This window comes from Oceanobacillus caeni (assembly GCF_042678465.1).
Lineage (GTDB): Bacteria > Bacillota > Bacilli > Bacillales > Amphibacillaceae > Oceanobacillus > Oceanobacillus caeni.
The window spans coordinates 1-13,138 of the sequence record NZ_JBHTKV010000025.1; the positions used below are offsets into that span (position 1 = coordinate 1).

Consider the following 13,138-nt stretch of genomic DNA (forward strand, 5'->3'; position numbering starts at 1 on the left):
TAGCCGAAAAAGTGTACAAAAATAGAGTGCCGGAAATATTGGTGTGAAAGACACACCGAGAAAAACTTGACACATACTTTAATCCCCTCCATCTTGACTTTCTATTTTCATCCATATATATTAAAAGATATTGAATATAATTAAAACGTTTGAAGAGGATTAGTATAATTTTAATGTCTTTTAAGAGAGGAAATGGGTGGTGCGAATTTCTAAAGACATGAATTAGAACCTACCTTTTTAGTTCGCTGTCGGAAAGCTTTTGGCTGTAAGATAGCGCGGTTCATAACCGTTACGAAGGAAAAGTGTGCAAGTGGGAATCCCTCTTGCAAACAAGGGTGGTAACGCCAAACCTCGGTCCCTTTACTGGATGGGGGTTTTTTTGTGCAGAAATACGAAAAGCGGAAACGCGAGCTAGTCGATGGGCGTTGAAGCTAAACAAGAATATATTAAAGAGGTGTTTACTTTGGGAAAGAAAAATAAACAGTTTGTCGAAAAGATCACAGCAATGGAAGACGATTTTGCACAATGGTATACAGATGTTGTGAAACAAGCAGAATTAGTTGACTATGGTTTGGTTCGTGGAACGATGATTATGAAACCTTATGGATATGCCATTTGGGAAAATATTAAGGATCAATTAGATAAGAGGATTAAGGAAACAGGCCATTCTAATGTGTCTTTTCCGGTGTTTATTCCAGAAAGTCTACTTCAAAAGGAAAAAGACCATGTGGAAGGATTTGCTCCTGAAGTTGCTTGGATTACACATGGTGGAGAGGAAAAACTTCAAGAACGTTTAGCATTCCGCCCTACTTCTGAAGTTCTATTTTGTGACTACTATTCCAAAAATATTCATTCCTATCGTGACCTACCAATGTTATACAATCAATGGGCGAATGTTGTACGATGGGAAAAAACAACAAGACCGTTTCTACGTTCTTCAGAGTTCCAGTGGCAAGAAGGGCATACTGCTCATGCAACTGATGAAGATGCTTCACAAGAAACAAATCGTATGTTAGAAGTATATGCAGACTTAGTGGAAGAATATCTAGCTATTCCTGTACTAAAAGGTAGAAAAACAGATAAGGAAAAATTCGCTGGTGCTAATTATACACTAACCATCGAAAGTTTAATGCATGATGGAAAAGCTCTACAATCTGCAACTTCCCACCATTTCGGTTCTGGCTTTGCAGAAGCTTTTGATATTACGTACTTAGATGAAAATGGAGAAAGCCAATATGTTCATCAAACATCTTGGGGACTTTCTACACGAATTATGGGTGCGTTGATTATGGTGCATGGTGATAATCGTGGATTAGTTGTACCTCCAAAAATTGCACCTACACAAGCGATGATTGTTCCTATCGCTCAACATAAAGAAGGTGTACTAGATAAAGCTTATGCGCTACGTGATCAATTAAAAGATTTAGTCCGTGTCGATATTGATGCAAGTGATAAAATGCCAGGATGGAAATTCAATGAATATGAAATGAAAGGAATTCCTGTACGTATTGAGATGGGACCGAAAGATATTGAGAAAGGACAAGTTGTTCTTGTTCGTCGAGATACGGGAGAAAAAGAATTCGTGGCACTTACAGAATTAGAAGAACGCTTGCCTCAATTACTAGAAGAAATTCAAACCAACCTATATAATAAAGCACTTGAACATCGTAATGAGATGACAACAACTGCTACGAATATGGATGAATTTAAACAAACACTTGATCAAAAGGGCGGCTTCATCAAAGCAATGTGGTGTGGAGACCTTGCATGCGAAGAAAAGATAAAAGAAGAAACAACAGCAACTTCACGTTGTATTCCATTTGAGCAAGAAAAAGTAGCAGATACATGCGTTTGCTGTGGTAAAGAAGCAAAAGAAATGGTTTATTGGGCAAAAGCTTATTAATTAGGAAAAGGCGTCGATGATTCGGCGTCTTTTTTTATATCTAGTTTTAAAAGAAAAAAACCCTTGCGCATGTTGTTCAATCATGGTATAACTGAATTAGTTAATAAATATACAATAATATTCATAAATATACACACATTATACAAAGTATAGGAGTGATAAACACCATGAAAGAACATTTGTCTAATCATTTAGAACAAATTAAAAGTCAACTTTGGGAAATGAATAAGAACTTATATGAAAATCCTGAATTAGGCGATCAAGAATTTGAATCTATGAAACTACATACGAATTTTTTAAAAGAGCATCAATTTGAAATAGAAATAGGAACCGTTAATCGACCAACTGCATTTAAGGCTACCTATAAAAGTGGTAAGCCAGGTCCAACGATTGCTTATTTAGCGGAGTATGATGCATTACCTGAAGTTGGACATGCTTGTGGGCATAACTTAATCGGGACAATGAGCGTTGGTGCTGGAATTGCCTTGAGTAAAGTATTACATGAAATTGGTGGGAATGTTGTTGTATTAGGAACTCCTGCAGAAGAAACGAACGGTGCAAAAGTTCCTATGAGTCAACAAGGAGTTTTTGATGATACGGATGTAGCAATGATCCTCCATCCAAGTGACCAATCTTACATGAGTGGAAAGTCTTTAGCAATGGACGCGATTCAGTATGCGTTCACTGGAAAATCAGCACATGCAGCTGCATCCCCAGAAGAAGGTATTAATGCTTTAGATAGCGTCATACAATTATTTAATGGAATTAATGCATTAAGGCAACATGTCCAATCAGATGTACGTATTCATGGTGTGATATCTGAAGGAGGAAAAGCTGCTAATGTTGTTCCAGATTATGCAGTTGCCCAATTTTATATCAGAGCGAATAATCGTAAATACTTAAATGAAGTTGTAGAAAAAGTAAAACATATTGCTGAAGGTGCTGCATTAATGACAGGTGCCACTTTAGAAATCTCAAATTATGAATTAAGTTACGATAATATGGTAACGAATCATACACTTTCAGAAGCCTTTAATCAAAACTTGAAGCAAACTAGCACATTACCACTAAATAAAGATAAATCTGGTTTAGGATCGATTGATATGGGAAATGTTAGTCAAGTTGTACCGGCGATTCACCCATATATTGGAATGAACAAACCGGGATTAGTACATCATACGAAAGAGTTTGCTGATCAAACCATAACTGAAGATGGATATACAACATTAGTAAGTGGCGCATTAGCTCTAGCGCAAACTGGGTATGATGTCATTTCTAGTGAAGAACTTTTACAAGCTATAAAGGAAGAGTTCAAAAACAACAGTCTATAAAAGGATGTTTAATAAGTCCGGTGAAAATGACACTTTAATGTTTCTAGTTGGCAATAGTGCTAGTGTCGGCGTTGCGATAGGACGTTGTGAATTTAGCCGATCTCGGTTCTTTTTGAACAGACATGATAAAGAAAAGGGGAGAATCAAATGAAATCTACATTTTTTAAAATTTTAGTTATGGCATTCATCATTGGAGTGCTGGCAGCATGTGGAGCAGGTGATCCGGAAGCTGAGAAAACTCCTGATAATAATACAGGAGATACAGCAACGGATAGCCAAGAAGGTGAAAAGGCTGAAAAAGCAGATGGAAAAGTATTAAAAATGGCTACTTCCGCTGACTTTCCTCCGTTTGAATCTTATGATAAAGAAGGAAACTTTGTTGGTTTTGATATTGAGGTAGCTCAAGCTATCGCGGATGAATTAGGGTATGAGTTGGAAATTCAAGATATGAGTTTTGATGGGTTGATTGGGGCATTGCAATCTGGTCGTGTGGATATGGTAATGTCTGGTATGAGTGCTACCGAAGAACGTAAACAAAACGTGGATTTCTCTGAACCGTATCATCGATCAGGTGAAATGTTTATAATGAAGAAAGATGCTGATATCAATAGCTTAGAAGACCTTAAGGGGCTTACTGTTGGGGTTCAATTGGGTACCATTCAAGAAGAAGGTGCGGATGAACTAAGTAGTAAGTATGGCTTTGAGGTGAAGAAAGTAGATAAAGCTGCATTATTAATTCAAGAGTTAAATTCAAACCGTATTGATGTTGGTTATTTGGATAAAACAGTTGCAGAAGGTTTTATCGCGGAACAGGGACTAGAAGGTTTTGATGATCCGACAACAAGTTCACCAGGAATGGGCATTGCATTTCCTAAAGGAAGTGAACTTACAGAGGAAATTAACGGTGCATTAGAAAAACTGATTGAAAATGGTACGATTGCTGAATTAGAAAAGAAATGGGATCTAACTAACGCAGAATAAACAGCAAAGAAAGCGAGGTGTTAGGGCATGAATTTGGATTTTAGCCAAATCGTGCCTTATATTCCTTTTATGTTAAAAGGAATATGGGCTACTTTAGAATTCGTTATTTTTTCCATTATAATTGGTTTAGTATTAGGGACACTTCTTGCGCTTTGTAAGATTACAAAGGTTTCCTTCTTAAAATGGATAGCAAATGCATATACATCCATATTTCGTGGAACTCCCCTAATTCTACAATTAATGATTATCTATTATGCAATTCCACAATTAACAGGCTATGATATTCCGATATTTTTATCAGCTGTTTTAACATTTGGATTAAATTCAGCGGCATATGTATCTGAAATTATTCGTGCGGGAATTATGGCTGTTGATAAAGGTCAAATGGAAGCTGCAGAGGCATTGGGAGTGCCATATAGACCGATGATGTTAAATATTATTTTGCCACAAGCCATTAAAAATATCTTGCCGGCCTTATTAAATGAATTCATCACATTAACAAAGGAATCTGCTATTGTATCTACTATAGGTTATTTAGATTTAATGCGTCGTGCCCAAATTGTCGGTGCAGATATTTATCGTAATTTTGAACCGTTATTGTTGGCAGGGGCCATTTATTGGATTATGGTATTTATATTAACGAAAATTGGCCAAGCTATCGAACGGAGGTTAAGACAAGGTGATTAAGGCTAAAGAAATAAGCAAGGTATTTGGAAATAATACAGTATTGAAGAATATTTCTACTACGATTAATACGGGAGAAGTAGTGGCAGTTATAGGACCATCAGGATCTGGTAAATCTACTTTTTTAAGATGTCTGAATTTATTAGAAGAGCCAACATCAGGGGAAATTTATTTAAATGATAAAAAAATTACGGATAAAAAGGTAGATAAATTAGTCGTTAGAAAAAATATTGGAATGGTATTTCAGCATTTCCACTTATTCCCGCATATGACCGTATTAGATAACGTTACGTATGCTCCACAAAAGGTAAAGGGTCTTTCCAAATCGGAAGCACAAAAGATTGCAAAAGAGTTACTGGCGAAAGTCGGATTAACAGACAAAGAAAGTGCCTATCCGAATCGACTTTCTGGAGGACAAAAACAACGTGTAGCTATTGCGCGTGCACTTGCCATGGAACCAGAAATTATGTTGTTTGATGAGCCAACTTCTGCACTTGATCCGGAAATGGTTAAAGAAGTATTAGATGTTATGAAGGATTTAGCGGGTACGGGAATGACGATGGTTATCGTTACGCATGAAATGAATTTTGCTAAAGAGGTTGCGGATAGAGTACTGTTTTTAGATGATGGGGTTCTACTGGAAGAGGGAGACCCAAAAGAATTCTTTAAGCAACCGAAAACAGAACGGGCGAGGGACTTTTTGGATAAGGTTCTATAATTTTGGAGATGTGCATTAAAGGTTGGGTGTAGTCGCCTTTAATATACATCTTTTTTATTTAGTAGGTTCAATGTGATCATTTGATATTCGTGGAAGTGAATTAGTTACTCATTTGGATTATGAGTGCCCGAACAGGAATTCTTTTCAGTATACGGTAACTCATTCGACTTATGAGTGCCCGAACGAGGAATTCCTTTCAGTATACGGTAACTCATTCGACTTATGAGTGCCCGAACGAGGAATTCTTTTCAGTATTTGGTAACTCATTCGGCTTATGAGTGCCCGAACGAGGAATTCCTTTCAGTATACGGTAACTCATTCGACTTATGAGTGCCCGAACGAGGAATTCCTTTCAGTATACGGTAACTCATTCGACTTATGAGTGCCCGAACGAGGAATTCCTTTCAGTATACAGTAACTCATTCAGCTTATGAGTGCCGGAACACGGCTTCCTTTTTCGCATTCCGTAACCTATGTTGTAGAATTCGTTACTCCATAAATTCCCCAAGCACCTCGCAAATGCAAGTTTTCTAAGCAAATTTCGATATAGCCTTTATAAAAAAATAGGGTCGGATTCAAATGAATCCGACCCTATTTAGGATATTATGCTTCTTGTTTCTCTAACGTTTCGCCAAGAGCTTCAAGTCTAGCTTGAACTTCTTCCGTTGTTAGATTGTGTTCTTGAATATATAGGTTGCGAGGGTGAACACGGCATTCATGTGTACAGCCTCTCATATATTTATGCTCATTTTCCTCAGAGCAGATAATTTGTTTATTACATTCAGGGTTGGCGCAATTGACATAACGTTCACATGGTTGTCCATCGAAGTAATCTTTCGCAACGACAACATGTTCTTTTTGATTAATATCTACTGAGATACGTTCATCGAATACATAGCATTTGCCATCCCATAGTTCTCCTTGTACTTCTGGGTCTTTACCATAAGTAACAATTCCGCCATGTAATTGGGCTACGTCTTCAAAGCCTTCTTTAATCATCCAACCAGTGAATTTCTCACAACGAATACCACCAGTACAGTACATGAGAACTTTTTTGCCTTCTATTAAATGTTTATTTTTACGCACCCATTCCGGCATCTCGCGAAATGTTTTTACATCAGGGCGAATTGCACCTCTAAAATGTCCTAAATCATATTCATAATCATTTCTTGTATCTACAACAACGGTATCTTCACGTTGCATTGCTTCGTACCATTCTTTTGGAGAAAGAAATTCCCCTGTCAATTCTTGTGGATTTGTATCCTCTTCTTCAGGTAAACGAAGTGTAACTAGTTCTTTACGTGGACGTACATGCATTTTTTTAAAAGCATGCCCATCATGTTCATCTACTTTAAACATGATATCTTTAAATAGTTCACTGTTACGCATTGCTTCCATATATTTGTTTGTAGCCTCAACCGTTCCAGAAACGGTACCATTAATTCCTTCTTTAGCTACAAGAATTCTTCCTTTTAATCCAAGTTCCTTACAAAATTGAAGATGCTCATCAGCGAAAGTTTCAGGATCTTCAATATCTACATAATGATAGTACAATAATACTCTGTAATCTTTGTTTTCCATTTTATTTACCACCTATTCCATTTATATTTGCAAGATACAAATGTAAGTTGGTCTTTACTATTCGTTTTTAGTCTTGCAAGTCATTATTTTATCACGTTTTTATCCTTTATTCCAGTCTATAAAAAATAACCCAAAATACCAATTGCCCTACATTTTATCGTATATTACAGTTTTTTACACAAGCAAAGGTGGTACATTCCTGCATCAAGTCAATATACGCAAGACCCTACTAGCGAAGGGAATAACTGGAAACCTTATTACAATAAACATGGGAAAAACAAAAAGCATATATCAGAGAGAAGCTTTCAAAGGAGAAACAGTGAAATCTACGGTAAACGCAAAATGGACGTAGAGCTGATCTTAGGACTCCTGAAGGCTAATTTGCGTTTCACTCGTTTCTCTGTAAAAGAGAAAGTAAAAAATGAAATGGGATCCGCATTCCTGCCGGTAAACTTGAGAAAGTACACCGCCAGGAGACCTAAGCAAAACGAAGGTTAAAATAATATTTAGCTTATTATCAGCTAGTTATGTCCTAGCCTCAAAACAACATGTTTTCTTTTTCACTAAAAAAGGGTATACTGGTATTAGAAAATGAATACATTAAAAAAGACCAAAGGTGCGCTAACACCTTTAGTCATACAATAGCTTGGTTCCCTACAAGGGGGCTGGCCCGATTAGTGATATTCCACCCTATTAATGAGCCGCGAACTCAAGGGTGGATTTTATTTATGGTTTTTATCTGACATAATCGCAACTATTAACGCTCCGAAACTAATCATTAGCATTAATCCTTCTGCAACTGTCATTAGCACCACCCCCTTTTGGGAGCGTGCCAACCACCCTTGAGTTAACCTATTTTAGCCATTGTCCTATAATTATAACATTTTCAATTCTCATATTGTGACCAGTAATGAAATTATTTTAATTTTACTTGGCGATTAACTTTACGGTATTAAGAAAAGATAACTCTCTTTGCTTTCTAAATAGCTTTGAACTGCATTTATTTTATCTTTTTCAGTAAATTTAGTCATAAGAAAACTGCATCTCCAATTATTGTGTGTCCAACAATTGGGGTGCAGTTTTTTTCTGAATCAATAGCAAAATCTTTAAATAATGAAAAGAATAGATTCTTTTGTCATTTCTTCTATACCTTATGTGATATGACAAAACTTCCTATAACGATAAAAACTTGAACCTTGTCTCTTTAATTATTAATCATTTTGTACTATTATAGAAGTATAGATTATGTAAGTGCTTACATTATGAGTTTAACAAAATAATAAATAGGCAGATTAACCGTTGTAAAAAATGGGAATCTTAATACAGTAGTTAATATAACAACATACATGATGTAGGAGTGTACAGAAGATGAACAACAATGGGGTAAATCCGTGGGCAGATGTGAAAGGTCCTAATATGGGCTATATTTTAGAACAGTATGATTTATATTCTCAAGATCCTAGCTTAGTTGATAAGAGTTTTAAAGAATTATTTGATGTTTGGGGAAATCCCGAAGCTATGATGGATAATGAAGAACAATCATCCAATCATATATCCATGAATGTTCTTTTAAATAAAATGAGAAAATTAGTCTCTGCGGTTACATTAGCAGAAAATATTAGAGCTTACGGACATTTGGAAGCGGATATTTTTCCTTTAGAAAAACAACCATCCAATGAATTATTGAATCTAACGTCTTATAAATTAACAGAAGAAGATTTAAAAGAAATACCTGCTGAATTTATTTGTAACAATAATAGTGTTAAGAATGGCCTTGAGGCAATCAATTATTTAAAGGAAATTTACACATCAACCATTGGCTTTGATATCGATCATATGGATATCCAAGAAAAAGATTGGTTAAAAAATAAAATAGAATCCGGTAATGTTTCTAAGGAAATTACTAATGCTGAGAAAGAAGCGTTATTCCATAGCCTGCTATCAGCTGAGGGGTTTGAGCAATTTTTAGGAAAAACATTTGTTGGTCAAAAAAGATTTTCAGTAGAAGGATTGGAATCTTTAGTTCCGGTAATGAATGAAGTTATTAATCTTTCTGCTAAAGATGATATTGAAAATGTATTAATATCTATGGCGCACCGTGGAAGACTGAATGTGTTGACGCATGTCTTAGAGAAACCATATGAAGCCATTTTCTCTCAGTTTCAACATGCGAAATGGGAGAATGCTGATCCAACTTTAGAAATGACCGAGGGAGCTACGGGGGATGTGAAATATCATCTTGGCGCAACAAAGAGAAAACAGGTTGGTGATAAGAAGGTTACGGTTTCTCTAGCAAATAATCCTAGTCATTTAGAAATTGCTGGAACGGTAATAGAAGGATCCACAAGAGCAGCACAAGAAGTACGAACGGAGAAAGGATATCCAAAACAAGATGTTTCCAAAGCCATAGCTGTATTAGTTCATGGGGATGCTGCCTTTACTGGACAAGGTGTAGTTACTGAAATACTTAATTATGCAAATACAAAGGCATATAGTACTGGTGGAACTATCCATATTATCGCTAATAACTGTATTGGTTTTACGACGGAACCCGAGGACGATCGTTCGACGAAACATTCAAGCGACATTGTGAAAGGTTTTAATGTTCCTATTTTCCATGTTAATGCTGACGACCCAGAGGCTTGCTTAAAGGTAGTTCAATTGGCTTTTGAATATCGTCAAACATTCCATAAAGATGTGCTCATTAATTTAATTGGCTATAGAAGACTTGGACATAACGAAATGGATGAGCCTCGTTCTACAAGCCCACTTATGTACAAGCTAGTTGATAATCATCAAACGATTACTGCGATATATAAAGAGAAACTTATAAATGAGCGTTCGTTAACGGATGATAAAATTAACGAAATGGCGAATCAAGTACAACATAAATTACAGCGGGCATATAACCATATCAATCAAGAAAAAGAACCAATCCGTACCACTCAAGACAGACATGAATTATATAAGAGTGAGCTACCTAAAATCGATACTTCCGTTAGTAAGGAAACACTCTTAACTATAAATAATGCTTTACTACAATGGCCTGAAGGATTTAATGTTTTTGGTAAGTTAAAGAAAATATTAAACCGCCGAAAAGATGCACTTGAAAATAATAAGAAGGTGGACTTTGGACATGCCGAAACTCTAGCATTTGCATCTATTTTAAAAGATGGCACACCAATCCGTTTAACTGGGCAAGATTCTGAACGCGGAACCTTTTCACACCGTAATATTGTTTTAAGTGATGAAAAAACAGGGGAGAAGTACAGTCCGCTTCATCAGTTAAGTTCAGCAAATGCTTCTTTTGCCGTTCATAATAGTACGCTTTCAGAGGCCGCTATATTAGGCTATGAATATGGCTATAACGTATTCGCAAAAGAAACGCTTGTTTTATGGGAAGCACAGTTTGGTGATTTTGCAAATGGAGCGCAAGTTATTTTTGACCAATTTATTTCTTCTGGAAGAGAAAAATGGGGACAAAAATCTGGATTAGTGATGTTACTTCCTCATGGATATGAGGGGCAAGGTCCTGAGCACTCTAGTGCAAGATTAGAACGGTTCTTACAATTAGCGGCTGAAAATAATTGGACTGTTGCCAACTTGTCTAACTCAGGTAACTATTTCCACATCCTTAGAAGGCAGGCAGCACTTTTAAATACGGATGATGTTAGACCACTAGTTATCATGTCACCTAAGAGTTTATTAAGGAATGCATCTGCAGGAGTTTATCTAGAGGATTTAACAGAGGGGAAATTTGAGCAAATTATAAAAGAGCCAGGATTGGGAAGAAATCCAGATCATGTAAAACGACTGGTATTATCAACTGGTAGATTGGCCGTAGAACTATCTGATTATGTATCCGAAAATAAGGAAGCTTATGATTGGCTTGATATGATTAGAGTGGAAGAACTTTATCCATTCCCAGCAGAAAAAATTAGTGAGGTATTAAGTAACTATAAAAATTTAGAGGAAATCATCTGGACTCAGGAGGAGCCTAAAAATATGGGGGCATGGTCTTACATGGAGCCGCGTTTACTAAGCATTGCACCTAAAGACGTTGCTGTCCGGTATAATGGTAGACCCGATATGGCAAGTCCTTCTGAAGGAGACCCGTTAGTGCATAAAGAAGAGCAATTTAGAATTATCCACCAAGCTATTAACGAAACAGTTAAGCAGGAAACAAATGTTAGAAAAATTAGCTAATAATAGGAAATATAGGCTGTGCGAGTGTTAAGTTAGAAAATAGGAAATTTTGAAACTAAAATAGAATTTTTTGAGAAAAAGTCTTCTTAACACTTGCATTTTGTGTTAAAAAAGGTTAAAGTTAAAGAAGCAAAAGGAAATTGGAGCAATACTTTACGACCTCCTACTTAGGAGCTGTAAAAGTATTTTTGATTCCATTACTTTGCAGCAAAAAGTTATAAGGAGGTCATTTACATGACTGGTAAAGTAAAATGGTTTAACGCAGAAAAAGGTTTCGGTTTCATCGAACGCGAAGACGGAGACGATGTATTCGTACATTTCTCAGCAATCCAAGCTGAAGGTTTCAAAACTCTTGAAGAAGGTCAAGATGTTGAATTTGAAATCGTTGAAGGTAACCGCGGACCACAAGCTGCTAACGTTACTCGTATATAATTGATTTTTAAAAGGTTTATCTCTTAAAGGGGATAAGCCTTTTTTTGTTGTTTATAGCTGCATTAACGTAATGGGAGGGGGCTGGCAAATTAGCCATAACCCTGATACCGTAGCCTAGGAAATAAATGAAATTATAATAAATCATTGCATAAACAATTGAATTTTAGGTATAATATAAATAGAATTATAATAAAATAAAAAGAGAAGTGCGTAAACACTTCTCCATGCAACCTTCTACCGTCAGGGTGGTGGTTGTCTATGTTGTTTTATTTTTTTGAGAACCACCCTTTTTGCTTGGTATGGCGCGGGGTGGTTTTCTTGTTTTCTAATATGTTTTTCCGAAAGAGGAAAGCACTTAATTCACGAACAATCCCTTTCAGAGCTTCTCGTAGAAATTTTAGAAAACTTGACATTTTCCAATCCTTTTCGGCAAATGTCTTAGTTGCACTTATGCAGAAAGAAAGTGTATGCTTCTTTCTGCCAAGAAATGTTTCCATGATTATCACCTCCTTCCCAATAAAGGAAAGAAGAGCGACAACCAACCACCTCACAATATTCAGTTGCTACTTTATTTTATCATATAGGTTATTGTATTATAATCTACTTTCCTTCGACATATTATGACAAAAGCCATTAATTAACCTAGTTTTCCTTTTGTGCACTTCCCGGGTTATCTAGGGAAGTTGAAGACCCAAAAAATATTGGATAGCTCTTTTATTTGTGCTACGATGAAATGGAGATTCTAGCTATAGATGATAATAAACTTCTTGTGGATCGTTTTTTAAATGAGGTGAAAAAATGTTAAGTAAGGAAGATAAAGATAGACAAGTCATAGAAAATTATCAAGAGAATGAAAAAATGATGATATTGGTTTTTGCACAGTGGTGTATCAATCATGATTTGGATCCGGAACAATTGTATGAAGAGGCTTATCCAAACCAGTGTAAAAATAAGGTGCTATTAGAAGTGCTAGAAAATACGGTTTCTAAAAAGGAATCGGAAGAAATTGATGATCAACTGGTCATTCAGGCACTTCAACTTTTTGGAAATGATGATTTGGCTTTTATCGTTCAAAAAGAAATAGAGAAACGCGAGCGGAAATAGGTCTCGGTTTCTCTATATCTTTTTATTCGTAAACTTCTTTCGGAGCTGTAAATAAAGATTTATCCTCGATCTTATGCGTAACAATAATCAGGATCACCCCAAAGAAAATCATACCCCCAGCGACAAAGGTGATTTCTCTGAATGAAAAATGATTTGTCAGTAACAGACTACCCAAGGTTGCCTCAATCGAATTTGCTA

The 13,138-nt window shown here is 36.2% G+C and carries 11 protein-coding genes, 1 pseudogene and 1 other annotated feature; of the genes and pseudogenes, 9 read left to right on the forward strand and 3 right to left on the reverse strand.

Annotation, left to right across the window (positions count from 1 at the left end):
* Nucleotides 1-139: 139 nt before the first annotated feature.
* Nucleotides 140-363: a binding site (T-box leader), on the forward strand.
* Between the two features lie 100 nt (nucleotides 364-463).
* The 5 genes from proS to ACFQ18_RS14485 all read left to right on the forward strand — a co-directional run bounded on the left by proS (nucleotide 464) and on the right by ACFQ18_RS14485 (nucleotide 5,617).
* Nucleotides 464-1,903, forward strand: a complete 1,440-nt coding sequence (gene proS, locus ACFQ18_RS14465; RefSeq protein ID WP_060667828.1) for a proline--tRNA ligase — start codon at nucleotides 464-466, stop codon at nucleotides 1,901-1,903.
* A 167-nt stretch (nucleotides 1,904-2,070) separates the two neighbouring features.
* Nucleotides 2,071-3,234 carry an amidohydrolase gene (locus tag ACFQ18_RS14470; protein ID WP_204798830.1) on the forward strand — a complete coding sequence of 388 codons (1,164 nt, stop codon included), beginning with the start codon at nucleotides 2,071-2,073 and terminating at the stop codon, nucleotides 3,232-3,234.
* Between the two features lie 147 nt (nucleotides 3,235-3,381).
* Nucleotides 3,382-4,215: a basic amino acid ABC transporter substrate-binding protein gene (locus ACFQ18_RS14475; RefSeq protein WP_047183645.1), complete on the forward strand. Its 834-nt coding sequence runs from the start codon at nucleotides 3,382-3,384 to the stop codon at nucleotides 4,213-4,215.
* Nucleotides 4,216-4,242: 27 nt separating this feature from the next.
* A complete protein-coding gene (locus tag ACFQ18_RS14480; RefSeq protein WP_204798831.1) occupies nucleotides 4,243-4,902 on the forward strand; it encodes an amino acid ABC transporter permease in 660 nt (219 codons plus the stop codon).
* Nucleotides 4,895-5,617: an amino acid ABC transporter ATP-binding protein gene (locus tag ACFQ18_RS14485; RefSeq protein ID WP_204798832.1), complete on the forward strand. Its 723-nt coding sequence runs from the start codon at nucleotides 4,895-4,897 to the stop codon at nucleotides 5,615-5,617. Before ACFQ18_RS14480 ends, ACFQ18_RS14485 begins: the two co-directional genes overlap by 8 nt.
* Before the next feature lie 603 nt (nucleotides 5,618-6,220).
* Here ACFQ18_RS14485 and trhO read toward each other — a convergent pair.
* On the reverse strand, nucleotides 6,221-7,198 hold the full coding sequence (gene trhO / locus ACFQ18_RS14490; protein ID WP_047183642.1) for an oxygen-dependent tRNA uridine(34) hydroxylase TrhO: 978 nt from the start codon (nucleotides 7,196-7,198) through the stop codon (nucleotides 6,221-6,223).
* Between the two features lie 198 nt (nucleotides 7,199-7,396).
* Here trhO and ACFQ18_RS14495 point away from each other — a divergent pair.
* A pseudogene (locus ACFQ18_RS14495) lies at nucleotides 7,397-7,696 on the forward strand (transposase); the annotation flags it as partial.
* Between the two features lie 224 nt (nucleotides 7,697-7,920).
* On the opposite strand, the gene ACFQ18_RS14500 reads toward ACFQ18_RS14495, so the two are convergent.
* The gene (locus tag ACFQ18_RS14500; RefSeq protein WP_225344134.1) at nucleotides 7,921-8,004 is read right to left on the reverse strand and encodes a putative holin-like toxin; all 84 of its coding nucleotides are present in this window, start codon (nucleotides 8,002-8,004) and stop codon (nucleotides 7,921-7,923) included.
* Nucleotides 8,005-8,566: 562 nt separating this feature from the next.
* Here ACFQ18_RS14500 and ACFQ18_RS14505 point away from each other — a divergent pair.
* Nucleotides 8,567-11,404 (forward strand): 2-oxoglutarate dehydrogenase E1 component, encoded by a 2,838-nt coding sequence (locus tag ACFQ18_RS14505; RefSeq protein ID WP_204798603.1) that lies wholly within the window; start codon nucleotides 8,567-8,569, stop codon nucleotides 11,402-11,404.
* A 234-nt stretch (nucleotides 11,405-11,638) separates the two neighbouring features.
* The gene (locus ACFQ18_RS14510; RefSeq protein ID WP_047183640.1) at nucleotides 11,639-11,836 is read left to right on the forward strand and encodes a cold shock domain-containing protein; all 198 of its coding nucleotides are present in this window, start codon (nucleotides 11,639-11,641) and stop codon (nucleotides 11,834-11,836) included.
* 266 nt (nucleotides 11,837-12,102) lie between these two features.
* On the opposite strand, the gene ACFQ18_RS14515 is transcribed toward ACFQ18_RS14510, so the two are convergent.
* Complete coding sequence (locus ACFQ18_RS14515) at nucleotides 12,103-12,333, reverse strand: hypothetical protein (RefSeq protein ID WP_204798614.1); 231 nt, start codon at nucleotides 12,331-12,333, stop codon at nucleotides 12,103-12,105.
* 301 nt (nucleotides 12,334-12,634) lie between these two features.
* Here ACFQ18_RS14515 and ACFQ18_RS14520 point away from each other — a divergent pair, with 301 nt between their 5' ends.
* The gene (locus ACFQ18_RS14520; RefSeq protein ID WP_204798604.1) at nucleotides 12,635-12,940 is read left to right on the forward strand and encodes a hypothetical protein; all 306 of its coding nucleotides are present in this window, start codon (nucleotides 12,635-12,637) and stop codon (nucleotides 12,938-12,940) included.
* The last annotated feature ends 198 nt before the right edge of the window (nucleotides 12,941-13,138 follow it).